This is a genomic window from Rathayibacter sp. AY1A5 (assembly GCF_002930875.1).
Lineage (GTDB): Bacteria > Actinomycetota > Actinomycetes > Actinomycetales > Microbacteriaceae > Rathayibacter.
In genome coordinates, this window is the sequence record NZ_PSTM01000001.1 from 133125 (window position 1) to 158166 (window position 25042).

The following is a 25042-nucleotide window of genomic DNA, read 5'->3' on the forward strand; positions in this document are numbered from 1 at the left end:
GCGGCACGGACGGTCTCCCGTCTCCTGCCGCGGCGTCCGAGCGAGCCGGGTCAGAGCGGGATGTTGCCGTGCTTCTTCGCGGGCAGGTTGGCGCGCTTGGTGCGCAGCGCACGCAGCGCCTTGATGACGGAGACACGCGTCGCCGAGGGCTCGATCACGCCGTCGAGCTCGCCGCGCTCGGCCGCGAGGAACGGGCTCGCGACGTTGTAGGTGTACTCGTTCGCCAGGCGCGTCCGGACAGCTGCGACGTCCTCGCCGGCCTCCTCCGCCTTGCGGATCTCGTTGCGGTAGAGGATGTTCACCGCGCCCTGGCCGCCCATGACGGCGATCTCGGCGGTCGGCCACGCGAGGTTGATGTCGGCTCCCAGCTGCTTGGACCCCATCACGATGTACGCGCCGCCGTACGCCTTGCGCAGGATGACCGTGACCAGCGGCACGGTCGCCTCGGCGTAGGCGTAGAGCAGCTTCGCGCCGCGGCGGATGACGCCGGTCCACTCCTGGTCGGTGCCGGGCAGGTAGCCCGGGACGTCGACCAGGGTCAGGATCGGCAGCGAGAACGCGTCGCAGAAGCGGACGAAGCGGGACGCCTTCTCGCCCGCCTCGATGTTCAGCGTGCCCGCCATGGCGCTCGGCTGGTTCGCGATGATGCCGACGGAGCGGCCCTCGACGCGGCCGAAGCCGATCACGATGTTCGGCGCGAACAGCGGCTGCACCTCGAGGAAGTCGCCCTCGTCGACGATGTGCTCGATGACGCCGCGCATGTCGTACGGCTGGTTCGGGCTGTCCGGGATGACTGTGTCGAGGAAGCGGTCCGCGTCGGTCGTCTCGAGGTCGACCTCGGTCTCGAAGACGGGGACAGGCGACAGGTTGTTGTCCGGGAGGAAGGAGAGAAGCGTCCGCGCGTAGTCGAGCGCGTCGTTCTCGTCGCTCGCGAGGTAGTGCGAGACGCCCGAGATCTTGTTGTGGGTCAGCGCACCGCCGAGCTCCTCCATGCCGACGTCCTCGCCGGTGACGGTCTTGATCACGTCGGGCCCGGTGACGAACATCTGGCTGGTCTTGTCGACCATGATCACGAAGTCGGTCAGGGCGGGGGAGTAGACCGCGCCTCCCGCGGCCGGGCCGCAGATGATCGAGATCTGGGGGATCACGCCGCTCGCCGCGGTGTTGCGGCGGAAGATCTCGCCGTACTTGCCGAGGGCGACCACGCCCTCCTGGATCCGTGCTCCGCCGGAGTCGAGGATGCCGATGATCGGGACGCCGGTCTTCAGGGCGAGGTCCATCACCTTGATGATCTTCTCGCCGGCCACCTCGCCGAGCGAGCCGCCGAAGATCGTGAAGTCCTGCGAGTACACGGCGACCTGGCGGCCGTGGATGGTGCCGGTCCCGGTGACGACGGCGTCGCCGTAGGGGCGCTTCTTCTCCATGCCGAAGGCGTGGGTGCGGTGGCGCACGAACTCGTCCAGCTCGACGAACGAGCCCGGGTCGAGGAGGGTGTCGATCCGCTCCCGTGCGGTCATCTTGCCCTTGGCGTGCTGCTTCTCGATCGCCGCCTCGCCACTGGCCGTGACGGCCTCGTGGTAGCGGTTCCTGAGGTCCGCGATCTTCCCCGCGGTCGTGTACAGATCGGGCGCGGGACGTTCGGTGTTCGCGGTCACCCGCTCACCCTACCGGCGGGGCGGACGCCTCCTCTTGTCGCACTCGCACAGGGAGGGCCGCTCCCGACGGGAGGATCCGGACAAGGGCGGGCCGTCGCGCGCGGCGCTCGGAGCGGCCTCGCGGGAGCCGCCGCTACCGTGGCGGCATGCTCCTCCCGCTCTCCTCCGCCGTCTCCCCCCGCGTCCTCGCGCTCGAGTCGGCGGGGTCGACGAACGACGAGCTCCGCGAGCGGGCGGCCGCCGACCCCGCCGCGTGGCCGCACCTCTCCGTCGTCGCCACCGGCGACCAGCGCGCCGGGCGCGGCCGGCTGGGGCGCGTCTGGCAGGCGCCCGCGGGCCGCACGCTCGCGGCCTCGACTCTGGTCGACGCCTCCGCCCTCGGCGCCGAGGCCTCCGGCTGGCTGCCGCTCGTGGCCGGCGCCGCTCTCGCCCGGGCCCTCGCACCCCTCGTCGACGGGGACGTCGCCGTCAAGTGGCCCAACGACGTCCTGATCGACGGCCGGAAGGTCGCGGGGATCCTCGCCGAGCGCCTGCCGGACGGGCGGGTCGTCGTCGGCACCGGTGTGAACCTGCTGCTGACGGAGGCGGAGCTGCCGGTCCCGACCGCCACCTCGCTCGCCCTCGCCGGAGCACGGACGACGAGCGCCGACGAGGTGCTCGCCGCGTTCCTGACCGAATTCCAGGGGCTGCTGGCTCCGCTGCTAGCCCAGGGCGACGCCGAGGCCTCCGGAGCGGCCGCCGCCGTCCGCGCCTCTTGCGGCACCCTCGGAACGCGCGTCCGGCTCGAGCTGCCCGACGGCACGCAGGAGGAGGGGACCGCCGCCGCACTCGCCCCGGACGGCTCGCTCCTGCTCGAGCAGGGCGGCGCGCTGCGCTCGTTCACGGCCGGCGACGTCACGCATCTGCGCTCCTGATGGCCGGGACCGACCCCGCCGACCGCGAGCTGGCGCGGCTGACCCCGCGCGCCCGCCGGGCGGTCGCACCGGTCGTCGGCCTCCTCCTGCTCACCTGGACGGGCTTCTACTTCGCCGCGCAGTTCGAGCTCGCCCTGCAGCGCTGGATCATCGGGCTCGGCACCGCACTTCTGGTGCTGCTCCTCTGCGCTCCCGGGATCGCGGGCTGGGCGAGCGTGCGCTACCGCGTCACCGCCTCCGGCCTCAGCGCGCGCCGGGGCGTGGCGTCGATCCGGCGGGCCGAGGTGGTCTTCGATCGGAGGATGGAGGTCGTGGTCGAGCGCTCCCTCGGCCAGCGCCTCGCCCGGTGCGGGGACGTCCGGATCCTGCAGGCGGGAGCCGAGGTGTTCGTGCTGCGGGACCTGCCGGATCCGGAGCTCACGGCCGACCTGCTGCGGGAGGCGATCGGCGCGGCTCCCGCTCTCGAGCCGGAGTGGCCGCCGCCCGCGTGAGCGCGTCGGGGCCTCGGTAGCATGGAGCCGCCCCGCGCCAGCGGGCGGAGACGGAGGAGCGCCATGCGCGTCGGCGTGATCGGGGGCGGCCAGCTCGCCCGGATGATGATCCCCGCGGCGGTGGAGCTCGGCATCGAGATCGCCGTGCTCGCCGAGAGCGAGGGCGCCCCGGCGGGGCTCGCCGCGACACGGGTCGGCGACTACCGCGACGAGGCGACCGTGCTCGCCTTCGCCGAGACCGTGGACGTGGTCACGTTCGACCACGAGCACGTTCCCCAGCCGATCCTCCGCGAGCTCGTCGCCCGCGGCGTCGCCGTGCACCCCGGCCCCGACGCCCTGCTGTTCGCCCAGGACAAGCTGATGATGCGGCGCCGCCTGACCGAGCTCGGCGTGCCCGTGCCCGAGTGGGCCGAGGTCTCCTCCGCCGAGGAGCTGGGGGCGTTCCTGGCCGAGCACGGCGGCAGCGCCGTGGTGAAGACCGCGCGCGGCGGCTACGACGGCAAGGGCGTTCGCGTAGTGCGCGGCGCCCACGAGGCGGACGACTGGTTCACCGCCCTCGCCGAGGACGGCCGGGGCGGCTCGCTCCTGGTCGAGGAGCTGGTGGGCTTCCGCCGCGAGCTCGCGCAGCTCGTCGCCCGGCGTCCCTCCGGCGAGAGCATCCTCTGGCCGGTGGTGGAGTCGGTGCAGCGCGACGGCGTCTGCGCCGAGGTGATCGCTCCGGCCCCCGCGTCCGCCGGCCGGCTCGCAGCCGCCGCGGCCGAGATCGCGCAGACGATCGCCGACAGACTGGGGGTCACCGGCGTCCTGGCCGTCGAGCTGTTCGAGACGACGGACGACCGGATCCTGGTCAACGAGCTGGCCATGCGCCCGCACAACAGCGGCCACTGGACGATGGACGGATCGACCACGTCGCAGTTCGAGCAGCACCTGCGCGCGGTCCTCGACCTGCCGCTCGGCGCGACGGGCTGCCGGGATCCGTGGACCGTGATGGTCAACGTGCTCGGCGGCCCGGTGGGGGAGTCGCTGACCGACCGCTACCCGCGGGTGCTCGCCGATCACCCGGGCGTGAAGGTGCACAACTACGGCAAGGAGCCGCGACCGGGCCGCAAGGTCGGGCACGTGAACGCCACCGGCGACGACCTCGACCTCGTGGTCTACGAGGCTCGCGCGGCGGCGGCCGTTCTCACGGACTGACCCGTACGATGGTCGCCGTGACGAGCCTGCCGACCTCCCCGACCCCTGCCGGAGCCTTCTCGTGAGCGCGGACGCGCTCGTGAACGGGCCCGCGCCGCTCGTCGGCGTCGTGATGGGGTCGGACTCGGACTGGTCCGTCATGCAGGCGGCGTCCACCGTCCTCGCCGAGTTCGGCCTGGCGCACGAGGTCCGGGTCGTCTCCGCGCACCGCACCCCGGAGGCGATGATCGCGTACGGCCGCGAGGCCCGCGGCCGCGGCCTGAAGGTCGTCATCGCCGGGGCGGGCGGAGCCGCCCACCTCCCCGGCATGCTCGCCGCCGTGACCTCGCTCCCCGTCGTCGGAGTGCCGGTCCCGCTCGCCCGACTCGACGGGCTCGACTCCCTCCTCTCGATCGTGCAGATGCCCGCGGGCGTCCCCGTCGCCACCGTCTCCATCGGCGGAGCGCGGAACGCCGGACTGCTCGCGGTGAAGATCCTCGCGACCGCGGACGACGCCCTCTCCGCAGCGCTCGACGCCTTCGCCGCCGACCTCGAGGTGCAGGTCGCCGCGAAGAACGACGCCCTGGTGGCGGGCCTGTGACGGCCGTCGCCCTGCCGCTGCGGCACCCGGACGTCGCCTCCCGCGCCTTCATGACGCGGCGGGCGTGGTGGCTGCTGATCGTCAACCTGCTGGTGCCCGGGTCCGCTCAGGTCCTCGCGGGCAACCGCCGGCTCGGGCGCCTGGGGCTCGGCTTCACCCTCGGGCTCTGGGTCGCCCTCCTGGTCGCGGTGCTCCTCTACTTCGTCTTCCCGACCGGCCTCTACACGCTCGCGACCTTCGACCTCTCGATGCTCGCGCTCCAGGCCGCGCTCGTCGTCTACGGGGTGGTCTGGGCCGTGCTGACGCTCGACACCCTCCGCCTGATCCGCGTCGTCCGGGTGCGCCCGCGGATGCGCGGCGTGCTCGCGTTCGCGACGATCGCGCTGATGGCGGTCTCGGTCGGCACCACCGCCTACGGCACCTACCTGCTCGGCGTGACCCGGGGGACGCTGTCGTCGATCTTCGGCGGTGGAGCGATCGAGCAGCCGATCGACGGCCGCTACAACGTGATGCTCCTCGGCGGCGACGCGGGGGAGGACCGCGACGGTCTGCGCCCCGACAGCATCTCGGTGGTCAGCATCGACGCGTCGAGCGGCAAGGCCTCGATCATCGGCGTCTCGCGCGAGTTCGTCGACTTCCCGTTCCCCGAGACCAGCCCGATGCACGAGCTCTATCCCGACGGCTACGACACCGACAACTGCGCCGTCGACGTCTGCAAGCTCAACTCGGTCTACACCGAGGTCGAGCTGAAGCACCCGGAGCTCTACCCCGACGCCGTCGACCACGGCAGCGAGCCCGGCATCGAGGCGATGCGCGACGCGGTCGAGGGCATCCTCGATCTGAGGATCCAGTACTACGCGCTGATCGACATGGAGGGCTTCGCCCAGCTGATCGATGCGCTCGGCGGCATCGACATCGACTACGTGGCCGACGAGCCGCTGCCCCTGGGCGGGCTGCCCGACTCCGACGGCGTGATGCAGGGCGTCAACCAGTGGATCGATCCCGGGCACTGGCACTTCAACGGCGAGCAGGCCCTCGCCTACGCCCGGTCTCGCTACACCACGAGCGACTACGACCGGATGGCGCGCCAGCGGCAGGTGCAGGAGGCGCTGCTCGCCCAGTTCGAGCCGGGCAACGTCCTCGCCAAGTTCCAGGACGTCGCGTCCGCCGGGTCCCAGGTCATCAAGACGGACGTCCCGCAGGGGATGCTCGGCTACTTCGTGCAGCTGGGGCTCAAGACGAAGTCGCAGCCAGTGGATCCGATCGAGCTGGTCCCGCCGGCCGTCGACCCGGAGGACCCGGACTACGACGTCGTGCACTCGCTGGTGAGTGCCGGACTGTCGGGCGACTCCGCGCCGTAGACGGCCGGGTGCCGCACGCCTCAGAGGTCGGCGTGCAGCGCCCAGACGCGCTCCGCGGAGTCGCGCCAGCTGAAGGCGCGGGAGCGGTCGCGGCCGGCCACCGACATCCGCTCGCGCAGACCGGTGTCGGCGAGCACGCTGCTCATGGCGAGGGCGAGGCGGTCCGGGTAGTCCTTCGCGTCGCCGCGCTCGACGGCGACGCCGGCGTCCGCGGCGACCTCCATCAGCGCGGGGTCGTCGGAGTGCACCACCGGCACTCCGAAGTGCATCGCCTCGAGCACGGGCAGGCCGAAGCCCTCGGCGATGCTCGGGTAGACGAAGAGGGTGGCCCGGGAGAGGACGACGGCGAGGTCGGCGTCGCTGAGGACTCCCAGGGCGCGCACGCGCGTCTCGTCGAGGCCCTGCTCGTCGGCGACGGAGGCCACGTCCAGGTCGCCCCAGCCGGTCGGGCCGACCAGGAGCAGCGGGATCGCCGGCGCGGACGCTCCTCCGAAGGCCGCGATCAGCGAGACCAGGCCCTTGCGCGGCTCCAGCGTGCCGACGCTCAGCACGTACTCCGGGGGGAGGCCCAGCGCCGTGGCGCGCTCGTCGGCGTCCTCCGGGACGACCAGGCCGGAGCCGACGGCTCCGCCGATCACGCGCAGTCGATCGCCGAAGTCCATCAGCTGGGAGAGCTGGTGGGCGACGGCGTGGGTGGGGACGACGACGGCGTCCGCGTGCTTGCGGGCGCGCTTGGCCATCGCCCGGTGCCATTTCGCGCCGTGCGGGGTGAGGGTCTCGGGATGCGTCCACGGCACCGTGTCGTGGATCGTGACGGCGATCTGCTCGCCCTCGCTCCCGTCGTGGCTGCGCAACGGGGCGAAGAGGCTCGGGGCGTGGATCATGCCGCCGCCGGCCGGGATGGCGATCCCGTACTGCCAGGCGCGCGAGAGCTCGCGGCGCCCGAGCGGCAGCCGGTGGATGCGCGCGAGGCCGGGCAGGCGCAGGCGCAGCTCCTCCTCCTTCTCGGGCGGGTGGGCGGAGACGACGGCCTCCACCTCGCAGTCGCGGGGAGCCGTCGCGATCAGCTCGCGGGTGAGCTCCTCGGTGTAGCGGCCGATGCCGCCGGGCACGCGGGCGAGCATCTGGTCGACGACGACGCGGAGGGTGGTGGTCACGGGGTCACCGCCTCGAGGGGTGCGGCGGCGAGGGCGTCCTGCCAGGAGCGCAGCGGCGGCAGGCCCGCCCGGCTCCAGCCGTCATGGCCGAGGACCGAGTAGGCCGGACGCGGAGCGGGGCGGACGAACGAGCCGCTGTCGGTCGGGCGCAGGCGCTCGGGATCCAGGCCCGCCTTGGCGAAGACGGCACGGGCGAAGCCGAGCCAGGTCGTCTCGCCGGAGCTGGTGCCGTGGTAGACGCCGGCCGGGGCCTCCGCGTCGACCAGCTCGATCAGGCGCGCGGCGAGGTCGGCGGTCCAGGTGGGCTGGCCGTGCTGGTCGTCGACCACGGTCAGCGTCTCGTGCGCGCCCGCCAGTCGCACCATCGTCTTAGCGAAGTTGCCGCCGTGCTCGCCGTAGAGCCAGGCCGTGCGGACGACGTACCCGCGCTCCGGGTTGGCCTCGAGCACCAGGCGCTCGCCCTCGGCCTTCGTGCGGCCGTAGGCCGAGATCGGGTTCCGGGGGTGGTCCTCGGAGTAGGGGGTCGTCGCGGAGCCGTCGAAGACGTAGTCGGTGGAGACCTGCACGAGTGCGGCTCCCGTCTCGGCGGTGGCGAGGGCGAGGTTGCGCGCTCCGACGGCGTTGACGCGGTGCGCCTCCTCCTCGTCGGTCTCGGCGTTGTCGACGCAGGTGTACGCGGCGCAGTTCACCACGGCGTCGTGTCCCGCGACGGCGGCGCGCACGGCGTCGAGGTCGGTCACGTCGAGGTCGGAGCGGCCGAGGGCGGTGCTGGGGCGGGAGCCGAGGGCCGCGCGCAGGTCGGTGCCGAGCATGCCGGAGGCGCCCGTGATGAGGAAGGTCACCTCCTCATCATGCCCGAGCGGTCCGTCGGCCGACGGTCGGCGCTCCGGCACGCCGCCGGGTGGCGCAGAGAGGCGTCGCGGGCCTGTGACACGCCGTCGTTACACTGGCGACCGTGCAGATCCGAGAGCTCGACATCCCCGACGTCTACGAAGTGACTCCGCGCCAGTTCCCCGACGATCGCGGGGTCTTCTACGAGTTCTACCGCTTCGACCGCCTGGCCGAGAAGGTCGGGCACCCGCTCTCGCTGCGGCAGGGCAACACCTCCGTCTCGCGGCGCGGCACCGTCCGCGGCATCCACTTCGCGCAGATCCCGCCGTCGCAGGCCAAGTACGTCTCGTGCTTCTCCGGCGCGGTCCTCGACTACGTGATCGACGTGCGCGTCGGGTCGCCGACCTTCGGGCGCTGGGAGTCGATCCTGCTCGACGACGTCGACCGCCGCTCCGTCTACATCGCCGAGGGCGTCGCGCACGCCTTCGTGGCGCTGACCGAGGGCGCCGTGGTCTCGTACCTCGTGAGCGCCACCTTCGACCCGGCGCGGGAGAAGGGGATCGACCCGCTCGACGAGCAGATCGGCCTGCGCTTCCCGAAGGAGGCCGGCGAGCTGCTCCTCTCACCGAAGGACACCGACGCACCGACGCTGGCCGAGGCCGAGGCGCAGGGCCTGCTGCCGACCTGGGACGAGGCGCGGGCCTTCTACACGGAGCTCGACTCCGCGTCCTGACCGCCGATCCGGCGGACGGGCCGCCCGGCGCCGGCCAGGCGGCACGCCCGACCGGAGCGGATCAGCTCTTCGAGCGCAGGCGCATCAGCGCGACCCGGGCGCCCAGCCCGGCGCGCACCGCCGCACGGATCGGCGCCTGGTACCAGGCCCCGTACTTCTGCGCGAGGTAGAGGTAGGCGCTGCGGTGGTGGACCGCGAGCATCCGCGCCGAGGCCAGGCGGGTGGAGTGCCCGCCGAGGTGGGAGACGACCGCGTCGGCGAGGTAGACGTTGGTCCACCCGCGCTGTCCGAGCGAGTCGCCCAGCTGGACGTCCTCGAAGTACATGAAGTAGCGGTCGTCGAACCCGCCGATCTCCTCGAAGGCCGTGCGGCGCACCATCACGCAGGCGCCGGAGAGCCAGCCCGCCTCCATCCGGCCGTGGCGGAGGGTCTCGACCGCGCGCGAGCGCCGGTAGGTCGCCGACCACGGGTTGCCGGGCCAGACGTGGGCGAAGACGGCGTGCCCGACGCCCGTGCCGAGCGAGGGCAGAGCGCGGGCGGAGGGGTAGATCGTGCCGTCGGAGTCGAGGATCCGCGGCCCGATCGAGCCGATCCGGTCGTCCGCCGTCGCGGCGGCGTAGAGGGCGTCGATCGAGCCGGGGAGGAAGACCGTGTCCGGGTTGGTCACCAGGATCCACTCCACTTCGGGCCCGAGGCGGTCGACCGCGTAGTTGACGGCCCGGCCGTAGCCGAGGTTCTGCCCGGTCTCGTGGAACTCGACGTGGGGCAGGCGCTCGACGACGCTGCGGACGGAGTCGTCCGTGGTCAGGTTGTCGACCACCACGATGCGCACGTCGTGCTCCGTCGCCTCCGGCACGGACTCGAGGCACGCGCGGAGGACCTCACCCGAGAAGTGGGTGACGACGATGACCGCGATGGGCAACGTCGAGCGTGCGATGGGAGCCTCCGGGTGGTGCGGCGTCGACGGGAGGAGTGCCCCGTCGGAAGAACTCGACGAGGCTAGCACGCGGCTCGAGCGGGGCCCGGGAGCCTGCGGCCCTCAGCGGACGATGTCGACGGGCTCGGTGCTGACGGCCACGGCGGCGGGGGAGACCGTCTCGATCGCGGGCAGAGCATCGTGCGCCGGACGGCGGAAGACGACGAACTTGTACATGCAGAAGTTCCACACCAGTCCCACGAGGACGGCGACGGCCTTGGCGATGTTGATCGCGAGGAAGGCGTTCTCGCCGGAGCTGGGGAGGAAGAGCAGCGAGTTGCCGAAGCGGGTGTCGAAGAAGACCTCGAAGCCGTAGATGATCGCCGACTGCAGGACCAGCGAGCTGAACCCGGTGACGAGGAAGAACTTCGCGAACGTGGCGACCGAGACCCTGCCCGGGTGGCGGAAGACGAAGAAGTGGTTCAGCGCGTACGAGATCGTGATGCCGACCAGGACGGAGAAGACGTTGGCGACGAGGGTCGGCAGACCGAGCAGGAGCACGAGCGTGTTGAGGATGAGGAAGTCGATCGCCGTGTTGGTGCAGCCCGCGATGAGGAAGCGGACCTTCTGCGATTCGAGCAGCTTCTTCACGTGTAGGTCCTCTGTGTGTCGTCCTCGCCGCGGTACAGCCGCAAGGAGGGCGGAGGCGTCGGTCCTGAGATCTCGGGCGACCGGCTGCGATCGCCTTCCGACCCTAGCCTGCGAGGGCGCGATCAGGGGCTCGCGGTAGGTGACGACTCTCTGAGAATCCCTTCCGGAACGTCCTGAGCGGGCGTCGGAGCCGTTCCGCCCCGCCCGGCGTGCTCGCCGGTCACCTGAGCGGCCATCGTTATACTCGCAGGGCCACGGGGCCCGGACGTCGGTCCGATACTCGCGAACGACGAAACGGCTTGACATGCGTTCCCTCACCATCGTGATCCCGACCTACAACGAGGTCGAGAACATTGCGACTCTGCTCCCCCTGCTCGCGGACGTCGCGACCCGCAACCAGGACTTCTCCGTGCAGGTCTGCGTCGTCGACGACAGCTCGCCGGACAGGACGGCGGACGCCGCGCGCGTCGCGGGCGAGGCGCTCGAGACCGCGAGCTTCTCCGTCCGGGTGCTCAGCCGCGCGAGCAAGGACGGCCTGGGGGCCGCGTACGTCTGGGCGTTCGGCCGGATCGTCGACGCCCCCGACGCTCCCGACTACGTCCTGCAGATGGACGCGGACCTCTCGCACGACCCGCGCTACATCGACGAATTCCTGCAGGCGGCGCGGGAAGGAGCCGACTTCGTCGTCGCGTCCCGCTACATCCCCGGCGGGAGCACTCCCGACTGGACCCTCGACCGCAAGTTCCTCAGCCGCGGGGGCAACCTCTACACGAGGTTCTTCCTCGGGTCGGGGCTCACGGACTACACGGGCGGCTTCAACCTCTTTTCCTCGGATCTGCTCCGCAGGATCGACTTCACACGGGTGTCCGCCTCGGGCTACGGCTTCCAGATCGTGCTCAAGTACCGGGCGCTGAACCTCGCCCGCACGGTCCGCGAGATCCCCATCGTCTTCATGGACCGCACGGTCGGGACGTCCAAGATCCCCACGAACACCCTCCGCAAGAACCTGGTGCTCGTGCTCTCGCTCCGATTCGGCCGCGCAGCCCGGTGAGCCGGGGTGGTCGGACGCTGCTGCGTGCGAGGGCCCTCCTCCCCGAGGTCCTCGCGGGAGCCGTCGTCGCTGCCGCGACCCTCGCCGCCATCGGGTTGCTGCTCGGCACCGAGTGGCAGTCGTACTTCCTCCGCGACGGCGACTCGCTCGCCCTGCCGCTGATCCTCAGGTCGCTGGGCAGCGGAGGACCCCACCAGTGGGTCATGACGAGCCAGCTGTTCCTGTTCCCGGAGCTCCCTCTCTACGCGCTGGCGTCGCTGGTCGGGGACGCGGCCGCGGCACTGCTGCTCAACGGAGTGCTCAACGTCGTCCTCCTCTACGCGACGGCGCGCTGGATCAGCGGTCTCGTCCTCGCGCACCAGCCCGCCTGGCTGCGGCGGACGGCCGCGGTGCTGTCGATCCTGCTCCTCCTGGCCCTCTGCCTGACGGAGACCAGGGCGCTGGTCAACGAGGGCGCCCTCGCGACGACCTTCCTCCTCACGACCTACTACGGAGGGTCCGTCCTCGTCGCGGCCGTCTGCGCCGCCCTCACCCTGAACCTGCTCAGGCCCGGAGGTCGCCTGCCCGTGTGGAGCGGGCTCGCGATGGTCCTGCTCCTCGCGGCGACGACGCTGTCGGATCCGCTGCTGATGCTGCACTTCACAGCGCCGGCCGTGCTCGCGCTGGGCTCGCTCTGGCTGACGGCGCAGCTCGCCGGACGCCGCGTGCTCGGAATCGGCGCGCTCGTGATCGCCGGAACCGCCATCGGCTACCTCGCGCGCCTCCCGCTGTCCTCGCTCATCGCGACCGGCACCTCCAGCTACCTCAAGACGACGCTGGCCGGCACCGCGCTCACCGCTCTGCTCGACCAGCTGACCGACATCATGTCGACGCGGGCCGGGCTCCTCGAGCTGGTGACGATCGGCCTGCTCCTCGCGGCCGCCCTGGTGGTCGTGGGGGTGCGGATCCGCGCGCTCGCGACGGGTCCCCGCGAGCCGGGCACCGGCGACGAGCGACGGCCGGCACGGGCGTGGTTCCTCTGCGTCCTCGTCCTGGGCCAGGCGCTGGTCCTCCTCACGGTGCAGATCGTCTCGGGGAGCATCGTCTCGCGGTACCTGATGCCGATCGCGGTCTTCGCCTGCCTCGTCCCGATCGCCGTGCTCGCGCTTCCCCGGGTCCTGCCCGGGCTCGGGCGCGCCGCGTCGATCGTCTCGGCGGTCGCCGCCGGGACCGCCGTGGTCCTGCTCGCGGTCTTCGGCATCCGGACCGTGTCGTCGACCCTCCGCGCCGGTGTGCTCCAGCAGCCGGAGTCGCAGTGCGTGACGGACTGGGTCGGCGGGCGCGACATCGCCGGCGTCGGCTCGTTCTGGACCACCAGGCCGCTCTCCCTCTACGCGGGCCTGGACGTCGAGCAGATCAACACCGACTTCAGCATTCAGGTCTGGATGAGCGATCTGACCCGCTTCGAGAGACACTTCAGCTTCGTCCTCATCGATCGGGACACGCAGTGGCCGGACTTCGCCCAGGTCACGCTCGGCGAGCCTGCGAGCATCACCGCCTGCGGATCGGTCCTCGTCTACGACTACGCCGGGACCCCGGGCGAGCAGCGCCTCGACGAGATCATCGACACAAGCCTCGAGAGGGAGCGCGGGATCCATGGCTACTGACCTCGGAGCCCGTCCCCGTCGACGGGGCGCCCTGCTGCGCGAGACGGCCTGGGCCGTGGCGGCGGCCGTCATCAGCACGGTGGCGGCCGTCCTCGCCCTGCACATCAGCCCTGCGGACCTCACCGCCCGCTGGCAGGTCGGCGGGGACGACCAGATCCTGCACTACACCCTGTTCACGAGCGCCACCCAGGTCTTCCCGTTCGCGACCAACGACGCGCTGGGCTTCCCCGACGGGATGAACGCCTTCTTCAGCGCCCAGTTCGACCTCTCCGCCGCGGTCGTCGTCTCGCTGCTCGGCCTGGTGGTGCGCGACGGCGTCCTGCTGCTCAACGTGTTCTACCTGCTCACCTTCGCCGGCGTGGCGGTCACCGGCTACGCCTTCTTCCGCGCTCTCACCGTGCGCCCCTGGGGCGCTGCGCTCTTCGCCACGGCGTTCAGCCTCGCGCCGTACCACTTCATCCGGATCTACTCCGGTCACGCCTTCCTGGCTAACTACTGGGCGATCCCCCTAATCGGGGTCCTGCTGCTGATGGTCGCCGGGCCGAGGACGGATCCGTTCCGCGGCTGGGCGTCCCGAGCGCGGACGAGAGCGAGCCGTCGAGTCCGCCGGATCGCTCCCGGAGTCGTCCTCGCGCTGCTGATCGCCTCGACGGGCGGGTACTACTACGTCTTCGCCGTCCTCGTGGTCGGCGGGGTCTTCGCGGCGGCGACGGTCGGGAGGCTCCTCGCGCGGGTCGGCTGGCGCGAGCTGCTGCTGCCCGCGGTGCCGGTCTTTGCTCTCGGGGGCTTCGTCGCCGTCGAGCTCCTGCTGCTCGGGCTCGGGTACGGCGAGCGGTACCGCCCCTACTTCGAGGGCCGGACGCTGTCCGAGTCCGAGTTCTACGCGGGGAAGCTCATCCTCCTCGTCCTGCCGTGGGCGGCGTCCGCGGTCCCGGGGGCGCAGGACCTGCTCGCCGACTACACCCGCGAGACCGGCATCCTCCAGACCACGGAGCCGCCGGGCTTCTCGATCATCGGATCGGTCGGCCTGATCCTGCTACTCGGAGCGGGTCTGCTCCTCCTCCTCGCCGGCTCCGTCCCCAAGCGGGGCGCACTCGCCAGGCTGGTGGACCAGCCGCGGGTGGGCCTGCTCGCCTCCGCCTCCCTCTGGACGCTGGCCTTCTACGCGGTCACCGGGCTCGGAGTCGTGGTGTCGCTCGTCGCGGGCCCGACGATCCGCGCCTGGTCCCGGCTGTCGATCGTGCTGCTGCTGCTCGCCCTCGCCGCCGTGGCCCTCGTCCTGGACAGGGTGACGGCGCGGTTCGGCGTCCGCGCGATCCTGGGGGTCGTCGTCGCAGGAGTCGTCGTGGCGGATCAGCTCGTCGGGGTCTCCGGCCTCGTCGTCCTGAACCCCACCGACGACAGGGAGATGCGAGAGTTCGTCACGGCGGCCGACGACCTCCTGCCCGACGGCTGCGGCGTGGTGCAGCTGCCGCTCAAGAGCTTCCCGGACAGCGGGAGGATCGGAGAGCTCGACGACTACGACGAGGCGCTGCCCTACCTCTCGACCGACGACGGCGATCTCGAGTGGAGCTACGGGTCCGTCGCGGGGACCTACGGCTGGGACGTATGGTCGTCCGTGGACTCGCCGGCCGAGTTCGACGCGGCCGTGGACTCGACCGGCGCGTGCGCCGTCTACGTCGACACGGCCGGCTACACCGAGTCCCAGCTGAGCTGGCAGCCCTTCGTCCAGGCGGCGACGGGGACCACCGTCCCCGCGGTCGCCTCCGACTCCGGTCGCTGGCTCCTCTTCGTCCCGGGGAGCTGAGCGCGCACCGCACCCGGCCGGGCGGGCATCCGGCCCGGCCGCACGGGCCGATTACACTGGTCGGGTGCCTGACGAGACCACCACTCCCCAGCGACCCCACGAGGGCGCGAGCGACGCCGAGACCATCGCCGAGCTCCGCGAACGCCTCGACGAGCTCCTCAACGACCCGCTCGACGAGTGGGCGGCCAACATGAGCTTCGGCGGCTCGCCCTTCGTCGCCGACTTCGAGTCGACGCTGTCGTGGAAGGTCACCCGGCCGCTGCGCGCGGCGAGGACCTTCCAGATCCGCGTTGGCCAGCTCGGCCTGCCGGGAGCCGTCCGGCACACGGTCCGGTACGCGCAGCGCCGCTTCGGGCAGGGCCGGTGAGCGACGTCGACACGGTGGGACGCGACGAGCGCCGGGCCTTCATCCTCCAGCGCCTCGAGCAGATCGCTCCGTTCGTCCTCGAGGACGCGGAGCTCGCGGCCGACCTGGCCCGCCGGGGCCCCGGCCCCTTCCTCGACGAGACCGCCCGGGCCGTCCAGCGCCGCGACTCCGACGACCTGACCTGGCTCTCGCTCACCGCCTTCCTCGGCGTCTACCCGGTGCCGCACCTCTTCAACTGGTTCAAACGCTCGCTCCAGCTGGCGCAGCCCCATGAGGCGATGCGGGTGTTCATGGTCGCCGGCACCCGGGCGTCCACCGGCTTCCACGATCTCTCGACGACCCTCTCGGTCGTGACGGGGGAGGTCGTGGTGGACGTAGACTTCTGCGCCCGCAACTCCCACGCGACCGGCATCCAGCGGGTGGTCCGCCAGACCATGAAGCGCTGGCACCGCGACCGGGAGCCGATCCTCGCCGCCTGGGAGCACGGCTCGATGTCCCTGCGCCGCCTCGGCGCGGGCGAGCTTGAGCGTGTCGTCGACTTCGAGACCAGCAGCAAGCGCCCGTGGGATCCGGGTCGTCCCGAGCGGGTCGAGTTCATCGTCCCCTTCCGCTCGACCCTCGTGGTCCCCGAGGTCCCGGCGATGGGCATCTGCGACCCCCTGGCCGCGCTGGCGCAGTACTCCGGGAACACCGTGAGCATGATCGGCTACGACTTCATCCCTGTCGTGAGCGCCGACACGGTGCCGCCCCACGAAAGCCTCCGCTTCGTCAACTACCTCACCGTCGTCAAGCACGCGAGCCGCGTCGCGGCGATCAGCGGGGCCGTCGAGGAGGAGTTCGCCGGCTTCAACGCCGCGCTGCCCGCTCAGGGTCTCGAGGGTCCCGAGCTGCACGCCGTCCCGCTGCCGGTGGAGGCGCCCCCGCTCTCGGGAGCGACGACCCCGGAGAAGGACGACCTCCCCCTGGTCCTCTCCGTCGGCAGCCACGAGCCGCGCAAGAACCACCTGGCGATCCTGTTCGCCGCGGAGATGCTCTGGCGCGAGGGGAGGAGGTTCCGTCTGCGCTTCATCGGCGGAGGCAATCCCTGGGCCACGCAGGTCTTCGACGTGCTTATCCGCGAGGCGCAGCGTCGCGGACGAGCGGTCGAGGTGATCCGCGGCGCCGGCGACGACGTGCTGATGTCCTCCTACCGCAACGCGCGCTTCTTCGTCTTCCCGTCGACCCACGAGGGCTACGGCCTGCCCGTCGCCGAGGCGCTGGCGCTGGGGCTGCCCTCCATCACGTCCGATCGCGGATCGCTCGCCGAGATCGCCGCCGACGGCGGCTGCATCACGGTTGACCCCTACGACGACGACGAGCTGACAGCGGCGATGCGCGAGCTTCTCGACTCCGACGAGCGTCTCGCCGAGCTCACCGCCGAAGCGCTCGCCCGCCCCAAGCGGACCTGGAACGACTACTCCGCGGAGCTCTGGGAGGCCCTCGTGCCCTCGGTGCCGGCTGCGGACGAGGAGGACGCCCGTGCGTGAATCGACCGCTCTCGAGCGCCTGACGCTGCTGCTCGAGACCCTCGAGCCCACCGCCGTCCCCGCCCGCGAGGTGCCGGTGCTGGTGCGCCAGGTGTCCGACGCCGTGGGGCAGCCGACCTTCGAGCACACCTGGCTCCTGCTGGCGGTCCTCACGGCGGAGCTGCCGGTGCGGGACCAGGTCGTCGACGCCCGCCGCACCGCCCGCCTGGACGGAGTGCCCGCCCTGCTGGAGTCGCTGCTGCGGCCGACCCCGGCCTCGCGCGTGCTCGACGCCGTCCGGGCGCCCGGCTCCGTCGTGATCGCCCGCCACGCCGTCCTCGTCGACGTCCACCACACGGCTCGAACGGGGCTCGCCACCGGCATCCAGCGCGTGGTGCGGAACACCATCGTCGAGTGGAACAGCCGGCACGAGGTCGTCCTCCTCGTGTGGGACGACGCGATGTCCGGCTTCCGCGAGGTGGGCAACGATCTGCGGACGAACGCGCTGTTCGGATCCGTCCCCGATGCGCGGCTCGATCCGCACGCGCCGGTCGTCGTGCCCTGGCAGTCGCTCTACGTCCTGCCCGAGCTCGCGATCGAGGATGCGCGGAGCGCCAGGCTCGCTGCGTTCACGGAGTTCAGCGGGAACGCCACCACGATGATCGGGCACGACTGCGTCCCGCTGACGACGGCGGAGACGGCGCACGGCGGCATCAGCGGTCAGTTCCCCCGGACCCTGGTCGCCGTCTCCCACATGGACCGCGTGGCCACGGTGTCCTCCGCGTCCGAGACGGAATTCCGCGGCTGGCGGGGCATGCTCGAGGGCGACCGGGGCCCGGAGATCGACGCGGTCCCCTTGCCCGCGTCCGCGGGGGGCAGCGAGACGGCGGATCGGGAGAGCACCCGTGTCCGGCTGGGGGCCGCTCCCGGCCAGCCCCTCGTCGTCTGCATCGGCAGCCACGAGCCGCGCAAGAACCACCTGGCCGTCCTGCACGCCGCCGAGCTCGCCTGGCGCTCGGGTGTCGACTTCGCCCTCGCGTTCATCGGCGGCAACGCGTGGAACAGCGAGGAGTTCCAGGGCCGGATGCGGGCACTGCAGGACGAGGGCCGCACGGTCGACTCCTTCTCCGCGATCACCGACGAGCTGCTCTGGAGCGCCTACCGCAGTGCGCGCTGCACGATCTTCCCGTCCCTGAACGAGGGCTTCGGGCTGCCGGTTGCCGAATCCCTGGCCGTCGGCACGCCCGTCATCACCTCGGACTTCGGCAGCATGCGGGACATCGCCGCGCAGGGTGGGGCCCTGCTCGTCGACCCGCGCGACGACCACTCGATCCGCGACGCGATGATCTCGCTCGTCGCCGACGACGAGGTGCACGCGCGCCTCTCGGCCCAGGCCCGCGATCGGACGAACCGAACCTGGACCGAGTACGCCGACGACCTGTGGAGCTACGTCACGGCCGTCGCGCCCTCGGGGGTCTCGGTCCTCTAGACGGCTCGGAGGCGTCCCTTCCCGCGGAGGGGCGCCTCAGACGTCCGCGAGGCCGCGCGCGGCGCGCACCAGAGCGTCCGCGGCGTCGGTCCATGGCCGGATGTCGCCGGGGTCGATCCGGCGGGGAGCGACGAGGGCGGACTCCAGCGCCTCGCGCAGGGCCTCCTCGTCGCCGGGGGGCACGAACCGAGCGGACGACTCGTGTCCTCGGAGCGCGTCCCGGATGCCGGGCACGTCGGAGACCACGACGGGCGTGCCCGAGGCCACCGCCTCGAGGGCGGGGAGGCCGAAGCCCTCGTGCAGGGACACGAGGGCGAGCGCGGCGGCACCGGTCATCAGGGCGGGCATCTCGGAGTCCTCGACGAACACGGGGGAGAGGCGGACGTCCGCACCCGCCCTCCCCGCCTGCTCGACGGCGGTGCGCACGTCCTCGTCGTCCCAGGAGGTCGCTCCGACGAGAAGCAGCACCGCGTCCTCGGGGCGGTCGGCTGCGCTGAAGGCGCGCACGAGCGCGGCGATGTTCTTGCGGGGCTCCAGGGCGCCGACGAAGAGGACGTAGGGGCGGGGACCGATCCCGACCCGGGTGCGCACGGCCGCCACCTCCTCGTCTCCGCGGGGCCGGAAGACGGACGCGTCCACGGTCGTCGGCAGCACGACGATCTTCCCGGGGTCCACCTCGAGGTGCTCGACGATCTCGGCGGCGGCCGACGGGGTGCCCGTGGCGACGAGATCGGAGCGGGCGAGCCATCCGGGCATCCTCGAGGCGAGGAGGGCGCGGCGCGCGGCGGGCACGAGCTGAGGGGCGACCGCGAAGCACGCGTCGTGGACGAAGGTGATCGAGCGGGAGCGGCGGGTGACCGCCCAGTTGCGGTAGTTGGGGAAGAAGTGGACCCCGCGGCCGGTGATCAGGTCCAGCGGGACCGAGATCCGCGTGAGGAGACCGACCAGCCGCCGGGGCAGCGGGATCGCCCGGATCCGGAACGGCAGGCCGAAGCGCCCGACAGCGCGCGTCTCGGACGCCGGCACGAAGAGCACGACCTCGACCTCGCCCCGGTCGTGCGGCTGGACGAGGGCCCGGAGGGTCTCGAGGAGGACGTGGCCCACCCCTGTCAGCCGCTCGGACGCCAGCGGACTCGCGTCGACGAGCAGCCGGACGCGCTCACCCGTCACGCCAGGGTGACGCCGTCGACCGTCGCGGAGGCTCCGACGTCGACGAGGCCGACCCGCTTGGTGGTGCGCTCGACGGTGAAGCGGGCTCCGACCGGGACCCGGGTGAACTCGCCGCCCTCGAGAGTGGACGCGGACGCGTGCACGGCGTAGGTGCCTCCGCCGAAGTGCGTGTCCGGGAGATGGAAGACGACCGTGGTCTCGCGGGTGAGCGGCGGGTGCTCGAAGCCCAGGCGCATCGTGTTAGTGCCGAAGACGACCTGTCCGAGCGGGGTGTCGACGCCCATCCCGAGGAACCAGTGCTCGAGCGGGACGGTGGTCAGCGGCCTCAGGGTCACCCGGACCTCGAGGTCCTCGCCGGGCCGCAGGATGCGGTTGCCCTCCTCCAGCGTGCCGCCGTCCAGCTCGACGGCGACGATCTCGGCGGGCTGGACCTGCTCGGGTTCCTCGCCCGACTCCTCGGCCTCGGCGACGGCCTCGGCCGTCTCGCGCTCGACGCGCTCCTGACGGGAGGACTCGAATCCGTTGCGCAGGACTTCGAGGCCGCGCGACGTCTCGCCGTCGTAGATGATGTTCCCGTGATCGAGCACGACGGTGCGGTCGCAGAGCTCGCCCACCTGCTCGAGCGAGTGGGTGACCAGCACGATGGTCTTCCCCGCGCGCTGGAAGGCGCGGATGCGGTCCATGCACTTGCGCTGGAAGGGCTCGTCGCCGACGGCAAGGACCTCGTCGACGAGGAGGAGGTCCGGGTCGGTGTGGATGGCGATCGCGAACGCGAGGCGCACGTACATGCCCGAGGAGTAGAACTTCACCTGCGTGTCGATGAAGTCGGCGATCTCGGAGAAGTCGACGATCGAGTCGAACTTGTCCTCCAGTTCCTTGCGGGAGAGGCCGAGGATGGCGCCGTTGAGGAAGACGTTTTCGCGGCCGGTCAGGTCGGGGTGGAAGCCCGCGCCGAGCTCGAGCAGCGCGGCCAGCCGGCCTCGTCGCTCGACCGTGCCGGTGGTGGGCTGGATGATCCCGCCGATGAGCTTGAGCAGCGTGCTCTTGCCGGAGCCGTTCGCGCCGATCAGGCCGACGGTGGAGCCGAGCGGGATGTCGAGATCGATGTCCCGCAGCGCCCAGAAGTCGTCGCGGTGCTGCTTCCCGCGCCCGAAGTTGACCACGCGCTCCTTAAGGCTCTTGTCCTTGCGGATCACGAAGCGCTTCGAGGCGTTCTGCACGCGGATGATCGTCGGCATCTGCGCCGCGTCGGGAAGGGCGACCTCTGTCTCGAGTGTCATGCGATCAGATCTCCTGGGCGAAGTTGCCCTCGAGGCGGCGGAAGATGCGGTGGGCGATCCACACCAGCACCACCCCGACCAGGAAGACGATGAGAAGGTGCAGCGCCATGTCGGCGGGCCAGGGCTGGCCGGCGACCGACCGGAAGGATCCGTCGGCCTGCTCGACCTGGGTCTCGCGCGAGCCTGGTCCCCAGATGGCGCGCTGGAAGGCGAGCATGGCGTTGGTCATGGGATTGAGCAGGTAGATCTGCTCGAGCCAGTTCGGGACGGTCTCCACCACGAACGACCACGCATAGGTGATGGGGGAGAGCCAGAAGAAGATCAGCAGGCCGACCTCGACCAGGAACTGGATGTCGCGCAGGTAGACGTTGAGGGCCGAGAGTGCGAGAGCGAGGGCGAGACCGTAGACGAGCGTCACGGCGAGCGCCGGGAGGATGAAGAGGAGCTGCCAGCTGACGTTGAGCGCGCCGAGCGCGATCGCGCCGACGATCAGGACGAGGAACTGCACGGCGAAGTTGAACAGCGCGGCGCCGATGGTGGCGACCGGGAAGATCTCGCGCGGCAGGTAGACCTTCTTGATCAGGCCCGCGTTGGCGAGGATCGAGGTCGTCCCCGTGGCGACGATCTCGCTGAAGAGGTTCCAGAGCGTCAGCCCGCAGAAGACGAAGATCGCGAACACGGGGATGCCGCGCGCCGCCCCGAGGAACTGGCCGATCGCGACGTAGTAGATCATCAGCATCACGAGCGGGCGGATCAGCGTCCACACGAAGCCGAGGCTGGAGTCCTTGTACCGGGCCTTCAGCTCGCGGTTGACCAGCAGCCGGAGGAGCTCGCGGTGCTTGAAGATGTCGATCAGGGCCGAGACGAACCCGCTCTTGCGGCCCTCGCCGGGCTGCGTCCCGCTCTGGTGGAACGGCTCCCGCGCGATCGCGTCGACGCGGTCGGCCGCGCGCGTGATCGTCGATTTCCTGCTGCTCATCGGTCTCCCAGCCATAGCACTGCCGTGGCGGCAGCCAGATCATTGTACGTACCCGGTCCCGCGCCCCGGCGGTGCGGCGCGGAGCGGGCGTCGCGGGTCAGCGTGAGCGCGCCAGCTCGAGGTCGTTCTCGACCATGCGGGCGACGATCTCCTCGAAGCCGACGGTGGGCGCCCAGCCGAGCACCTCGCGGGCCCGGGAGGCGTCCCCGCGCATCTCGGGGGCGTCCACGGGGCGCGCGAACCGCGGGTCGATCGTGACCCGCTGCTCCCAGTCGTCGATGCCGGCCGCGGTGAAGGCGGCACGGACGAAGTCGCGGACCGAGTGCGCGACTCCGGTCGCCACGACGTAGTCGCCCGCCTCCTCGGCGCGCGAGGCGCGCACGAGGGCGTCCACGTAGTCGGGAGCCCAGCCCCAGTCGCGGCGCGCGTCGAGATTGCCGAGCGAGAGCTCCGACTCGGCGCCCGTCGCGATCGCCGCGACTCCGGCGGTGATCTTGCGGGTGACGAAGCCGAGCGGCCGACGCGGCGACTCGTGGTTGTAGAGGATGCCGGACGAGGCGTGGAGCCCTCGGCCGCGGTAGACCGCGACGAGGTGGTGCGCGAACGCCTTCGCGGCTCCGTAAGGGGAGACGGGGCGGATCGGGGTCCGCTCGGTCTGCGGGTTCTCGGTCGCGGCCCCGAAGATCTCGGAGGAGGAGGCCTGGACGAAGCGGACCTCCCGGCCCGCCGACTCCTGGAGCGCCAGCGAGGCCTCCAGGAGCGCGGCGACCGCGGTGCCGGTCACCTCGGCCGTGAGCACGGGCTCCTTCCACGAGAGCGCGACGGAGGAGAGGCCGGCGAGGTGGAAGACCGTGTCCGGCCGCGCCTCCGCGACGATACGGCCGAGGCCGGAGGCGTCGCGGAGATCGCCCTCGAAGGGGCGGACGGCGGCGGGAAGAGCGGCGTCGTCGGTCCCGCGCACGAGCGCGGAGACCTCCCAGCCGTCGGCGAGCAGGCGCTCGACGAGGTAGCCCCCGTCCTGACCGCTCGCTCCGGTGACGAGAGCGGCAGGCATGACTACTTGATCAGCGCGGACTGCTCGGCGAGGTCGTTCTCGACCATCATCGCCACGAGCTCGGGGAACGAGACCTTCGGCTCCCAGCCGAGGACGTCGCGCGCCTTCGCTGGGTCGCCGATCAGCAGGTCCACCTCGGCGGGACGCATGAACGCGGGGTTCTGGGTCACGTACGGAGTCCAGTCCTCGATGCCGACGTGGTTGAAGGCGATGTCGAGGTACTCGCGGATCTCGTGGGTCTCGCCGGTCGCGACCACGTAGTCGTCGCCCTCGGGCTGCTGCAGCATGCGCCACATCGCGTCGACGTAGTCGCCGGCGAAGCCCCAGTCGCGCTTCGCGTCGAGGTTCCCGAGCTCCAGCGTCTCCTGGAGGCCGAGCTTGATGCGGGCGACCGCGAGGCTGATCTTGCGTGTGACGAACTCCGGTCCGCGGCGGGGCGACTCGTGGTTGAAGAGGATGCCGGAGGAGGCGTGCATGCCGTACGACTCGCGGTAGTTGATGGTCATGTAGTGGCCGAAGACCTTGGCCACGCCGTAGGGCGAGCGCGGCCAGAGCAGCGTCTCCTCGCTCTGCGGGACCTGCTGGACCTTGCCGAACATCTCGGAGGAGGAGGCCTGGTAGAACTTCACGCGCGACATGTCGGAGCCGGCGTAGAGGCGGGTCGCCTCGAGGATGTTGAGCACGCCCTTGCCGGTCACGTCGGTCGTGAGCGACGCGTTCTCCCACGAGTAGGCGACGAACGAGATCGCACCGAGGTTGTAGACCTCGTCGGGCTGGGCGGCGGCGAGCACGCGCACGAGGCTCGACACGTCGGTGAGGTCGCCGGTGAGCAGGGTCACCTCGGGCACGGTGCGGCGGACCAGCTCGTACTTGGGGTTGTTCTGCCCGCGGACGAGCCCGAAGACCTCGTAGCCCTTCGAGAGGAGGAGCTCGGCGAGGTAGAGGCCGTCCTGGCCGGTGATTCCGGTGATCAAAGCGCGGGGCACGTGGTGGTCCAATTCGTCGGGGTCGATGACAGCGGGACACATACTACCCACGGGCACGGCAGGGCGCCGGGAGCGGTGCGGCCCGCCGGTATCCTGGCCGGGCTTCGGACCGATTGGACGCCATGCCGGAACTCCGCCCCGTCACGCTCGCCGTGCTCACCGTCGACCCGGGCGGGATGGGCGGCGGCGAGACCTACGCGCGCGCGCTCACGCGCCTCCTGGCGCCGCGGCCGGGGGAGGAGGGGCCCGCCGTGCAGGTGCTCGTACCCGAGAACGCGCGCGGCTTCAGCGAGGGCGTGCCCGAGGTCGTGGCCGAGGGGGTCGTCAGCGGGGCGGGCCACCGCCGCCGGGCCGTGGGGATGCTCCAGGCGCTCCTGCGCACGCCGCGCCTGCGCCGGCGCCTCGGCCGGGACGCGGTGCTCTACTTCCCGTTCACGGTCCCGCTCCCGTGGCCGTCGCGGCGGCAGGGGCACGTGCAGATGCTGTTCGACCTGCAGCACCGCGACCTCCCGCACCTCTTCCCCCGCGTCGAGCGCGTCTTCCGCCGGCTCGCCTACGAGGCGACCGCTCGCCGCGCCGACGCGGTCATCACCATCAGCGCCTTCACCAAGGGGCGGATCGTCGAGCTGCTGGGCATCCCGGAGGAGCGGATCCACGTGTCGCATCTCGGCGTGGACACCCGGCGCTTCGTCGCGAATCTGGGCACACGCGAGGACTTCGTCTTCTACCCGGCGCGCGCCTGGCCGCACAAGAACCACGCCCGCCTGTTCGAGGCGGTGCGCCTGCTGCGGGAGCAGGGGCACGCCCTCCGGCTCGTGCTGACCGGAGGGGATCTGGACCGCCTCGGCCCGCTGCCGGACTTCGTCGAGTGGCGCGGCCACGTCACTCCGGAGGAGCTCGCCGACCTCTACCGCCGAGCCGCGGTGCTGGCGTTCCCGAGCCTCTACGAGGGCTTCGGCCTCCCTCCCATCGAGGCGATGGCGTCGGGATGCCCGGTCGCCGCGTCCGACGCGGGCTCGCTCCCGGAGATCTGCGGGGACGCCGCGGTCTACGTCGATCCGCTCGAGCCGCGCTCGATCGCGGACGGGATCCTCGAGGCGATCGAGCGGACAGGCGAGCTCGGCCCGCTCGGCGTCGAGCGCGCCCGGTCCTTCAGCTGGGAGCGCTGCCGGGAGGAGCACCTCGCCGTGCTCCGCCAGGTGGCGCGGCGGCGCGGGCGCTGAGG

General features: G+C 71.8%; 23 protein-coding genes. 13 read left to right on the top strand and 10 right to left on the bottom strand.

The features are described 5' to 3' along the window. Nucleotides 1-50: 50 nt before the first annotated feature. Nucleotides 51-1655 (bottom strand): acyl-CoA carboxylase subunit beta, encoded by a 1605-nt coding sequence (locus C5B98_RS00680; RefSeq protein ID WP_104327119.1) that lies wholly within the window; start codon nt 1653-1655, stop codon nt 51-53. A gap of 146 nt (nt 1656-1801) precedes the next feature. Between C5B98_RS00680 and C5B98_RS00685 the strand changes: the two genes are divergently transcribed. The 5 genes from C5B98_RS00685 (at nt 1802) to C5B98_RS00705 (ending at nt 6195) form a co-directional block, all read left to right on the top strand. After that, entirely contained in the window at nt 1802-2569 is a 768-nt protein-coding gene (locus C5B98_RS00685; RefSeq protein WP_104260501.1) for a biotin--[acetyl-CoA-carboxylase] ligase, read from the top strand. After that, nucleotides 2569-3060, top strand: a complete 492-nt coding sequence (locus C5B98_RS00690) for a PH domain-containing protein (protein ID WP_104327120.1) — start codon at nt 2569-2571, stop codon at nt 3058-3060. Before C5B98_RS00685 ends, C5B98_RS00690 begins: the two co-directional genes overlap by 1 nt. A gap of 63 nt (nt 3061-3123) precedes the next feature. Continuing rightward, on the top strand, nt 3124-4254 hold the full coding sequence (locus C5B98_RS00695) for a 5-(carboxyamino)imidazole ribonucleotide synthase (protein ID WP_104327121.1): 1131 nt from the start codon (nt 3124-3126) through the stop codon (nt 4252-4254). A 112-nt stretch (nt 4255-4366) separates the two neighbouring features. Further along, nucleotides 4367-4834: a 5-(carboxyamino)imidazole ribonucleotide mutase gene (gene purE / locus C5B98_RS00700; protein WP_104327172.1), complete on the top strand. Its 468-nt coding sequence runs from the start codon at nt 4367-4369 to the stop codon at nt 4832-4834. After that, on the top strand, nt 4831-6195 hold the full coding sequence (locus tag C5B98_RS00705) for an LCP family protein (protein WP_258062765.1): 1365 nt from the start codon (nt 4831-4833) through the stop codon (nt 6193-6195). The genes purE and C5B98_RS00705 overlap by 4 nt, the downstream gene beginning before the upstream one ends. A 20-nt stretch (nt 6196-6215) precedes the next feature. Here C5B98_RS00705 and C5B98_RS00710 read toward each other — a convergent pair whose 3' ends face one another. Both C5B98_RS00710 and rfbD read right to left on the bottom strand, forming a co-directional pair. Further along, nucleotides 6216-7352, bottom strand: a complete 1137-nt coding sequence (locus C5B98_RS00710) for a glycosyltransferase family 1 protein (RefSeq protein WP_244229467.1) — start codon at nt 7350-7352, stop codon at nt 6216-6218. Continuing rightward, the gene (gene rfbD, locus C5B98_RS00715) at nt 7349-8194 is read right to left on the bottom strand and encodes a dTDP-4-dehydrorhamnose reductase (protein ID WP_104327122.1); all 846 of its coding nucleotides are present in this window, start codon (nt 8192-8194) and stop codon (nt 7349-7351) included. Before rfbD ends, C5B98_RS00710 begins: the two co-directional genes overlap by 4 nt. Before the next feature lie 113 nt (nt 8195-8307). Between rfbD and C5B98_RS00720 the strand changes: the two genes are divergently transcribed. Then, nucleotides 8308-8916, top strand: a complete 609-nt coding sequence (locus C5B98_RS00720) for a dTDP-4-dehydrorhamnose 3,5-epimerase family protein (RefSeq protein WP_104327123.1) — start codon at nt 8308-8310, stop codon at nt 8914-8916. Nucleotides 8917-8977: 61 nt separating this feature from the next. Here the strand turns inward: C5B98_RS00720 and C5B98_RS00725 are convergent, their stop codons facing one another. Then, complete coding sequence (locus C5B98_RS00725; RefSeq protein ID WP_258063399.1) at nt 8978-9838, bottom strand: glycosyltransferase family 2 protein; 861 nt, start codon at nt 9836-9838, stop codon at nt 8978-8980. A gap of 117 nt (nt 9839-9955) precedes the next feature. Then, on the bottom strand, nt 9956-10483 hold the full coding sequence (locus C5B98_RS00730) for a GtrA family protein (protein WP_104266832.1): 528 nt from the start codon (nt 10481-10483) through the stop codon (nt 9956-9958). A 304-nt stretch (nt 10484-10787) separates the two neighbouring features. Here C5B98_RS00730 and C5B98_RS00735 point away from each other — a divergent pair, with 304 nt between their 5' ends. The 6 genes from C5B98_RS00735 (at nt 10788) to C5B98_RS00760 (ending at nt 18348) form a co-directional block, all read left to right on the top strand. Continuing rightward, nucleotides 10788-11534, top strand: coding sequence for a polyprenol monophosphomannose synthase (locus C5B98_RS00735; protein ID WP_104327124.1), 747 nt, complete (start codon nt 10788-10790; stop codon nt 11532-11534). Beyond that, nucleotides 11531-13180, top strand: a complete 1650-nt coding sequence (locus tag C5B98_RS00740; protein WP_104266830.1) for a hypothetical protein — start codon at nt 11531-11533, stop codon at nt 13178-13180. The genes C5B98_RS00735 and C5B98_RS00740 overlap by 4 nt, the downstream gene beginning before the upstream one ends. Continuing rightward, nucleotides 13170-14987, top strand: coding sequence for a hypothetical protein (locus C5B98_RS00745; protein ID WP_146076847.1), 1818 nt, complete (start codon nt 13170-13172; stop codon nt 14985-14987). The genes C5B98_RS00740 and C5B98_RS00745 overlap by 11 nt, the downstream gene beginning before the upstream one ends. Before the next feature lie 64 nt (nt 14988-15051). Next, a complete protein-coding gene (locus C5B98_RS00750; RefSeq protein ID WP_104266828.1) occupies nt 15052-15354 on the top strand; it encodes a hypothetical protein in 303 nt (100 codons plus the stop codon). Next, nucleotides 15351-16880 carry a glycosyltransferase family 1 protein gene (locus C5B98_RS00755; protein WP_104317596.1) on the top strand — a complete coding sequence of 510 codons (1530 nt, stop codon included), beginning with the start codon at nt 15351-15353 and terminating at the stop codon, nt 16878-16880. Before C5B98_RS00750 ends, C5B98_RS00755 begins: the two co-directional genes overlap by 4 nt. Continuing rightward, complete coding sequence (locus tag C5B98_RS00760) at nt 16873-18348, top strand: glycosyltransferase family 1 protein (protein WP_104309091.1); 1476 nt, start codon at nt 16873-16875, stop codon at nt 18346-18348. Before C5B98_RS00755 ends, C5B98_RS00760 begins: the two co-directional genes overlap by 8 nt. Nucleotides 18349-18384: 36 nt before the next feature. Here C5B98_RS00760 and C5B98_RS00765 read toward each other — a convergent pair whose 3' ends face one another. From C5B98_RS00765 to C5B98_RS00785, 5 genes are all read right to left on the bottom strand, one after another. Further along, complete coding sequence (locus C5B98_RS00765) at nt 18385-19518, bottom strand: glycosyltransferase family 1 protein (protein ID WP_104327125.1); 1134 nt, start codon at nt 19516-19518, stop codon at nt 18385-18387. Continuing rightward, the gene (locus tag C5B98_RS00770; protein WP_258063401.1) at nt 19515-20798 is read right to left on the bottom strand and encodes an ABC transporter ATP-binding protein; all 1284 of its coding nucleotides are present in this window, start codon (nt 20796-20798) and stop codon (nt 19515-19517) included. The genes C5B98_RS00765 and C5B98_RS00770 overlap by 4 nt, the downstream gene beginning before the upstream one ends. A gap of 4 nt (nt 20799-20802) precedes the next feature. Continuing rightward, a complete protein-coding gene (locus C5B98_RS00775; protein ID WP_104317597.1) occupies nt 20803-21777 on the bottom strand; it encodes an ABC transporter permease in 975 nt (324 codons plus the stop codon). Between the two features lie 97 nt (nt 21778-21874). Further along, nucleotides 21875-22831 (bottom strand): GDP-mannose 4,6-dehydratase, encoded by a 957-nt coding sequence (locus C5B98_RS00780; protein ID WP_104317598.1) that lies wholly within the window; start codon nt 22829-22831, stop codon nt 21875-21877. A 2-nt stretch (nt 22832-22833) separates the two neighbouring features. Then, nucleotides 22834-23817: a GDP-mannose 4,6-dehydratase gene (locus C5B98_RS00785; protein ID WP_104275317.1), complete on the bottom strand. Its 984-nt coding sequence runs from the start codon at nt 23815-23817 to the stop codon at nt 22834-22836. Between the two features lie 122 nt (nt 23818-23939). Here C5B98_RS00785 and C5B98_RS00790 point away from each other — a divergent pair, with 122 nt between their 5' ends. Further along, complete coding sequence (locus C5B98_RS00790; protein ID WP_104223147.1) at nt 23940-25040, top strand: glycosyltransferase family 1 protein; 1101 nt, start codon at nt 23940-23942, stop codon at nt 25038-25040. Nucleotides 25041-25042: the final 2 nt, after the last annotated feature.

Bases quoted from the DNA above. Each gene is read 5' to 3' on its own strand.
- C5B98_RS00685 (WP_104260501.1), top strand. From the start codon at position 1,802: ATGCTCCTCCCGCTCTCCTCCGCCGTCTCCCCCCGCGTCCTCGCGCTC.
- C5B98_RS00690 (WP_104327120.1), top strand. From the start codon at position 2,569: ATGGCCGGGACCGACCCCGCCGACCGCGAGCTGGCGCGGCTGACCCCG.
- C5B98_RS00695 (WP_104327121.1), top strand. From the start codon at position 3,124: ATGCGCGTCGGCGTGATCGGGGGCGGCCAGCTCGCCCGGATGATGATC.
- purE (WP_104327172.1), top strand. From the start codon at position 4,367: ATGGGGTCGGACTCGGACTGGTCCGTCATGCAGGCGGCGTCCACCGTC.
- C5B98_RS00735 (WP_104327124.1), top strand. From the start codon at position 10,788: ATGCGTTCCCTCACCATCGTGATCCCGACCTACAACGAGGTCGAGAAC.
- C5B98_RS00745 (WP_146076847.1), top strand. From the start codon at position 13,170: ATGGCTACTGACCTCGGAGCCCGTCCCCGTCGACGGGGCGCCCTGCTG.
- C5B98_RS00770 (WP_258063401.1), bottom strand. From the start codon at position 20,798: ATGACACTCGAGACAGAGGTCGCCCTTCCCGACGCGGCGCAGATGCCG.
- C5B98_RS00775 (WP_104317597.1), bottom strand. From the start codon at position 21,777: ATGAGCAGCAGGAAATCGACGATCACGCGCGCGGCCGACCGCGTCGAC.
- C5B98_RS00780 (WP_104317598.1), bottom strand. From the start codon at position 22,831: ATGCCTGCCGCTCTCGTCACCGGAGCGAGCGGTCAGGACGGGGGCTAC.
- C5B98_RS00790 (WP_104223147.1), top strand. From the start codon at position 23,940: ATGCCGGAACTCCGCCCCGTCACGCTCGCCGTGCTCACCGTCGACCCG.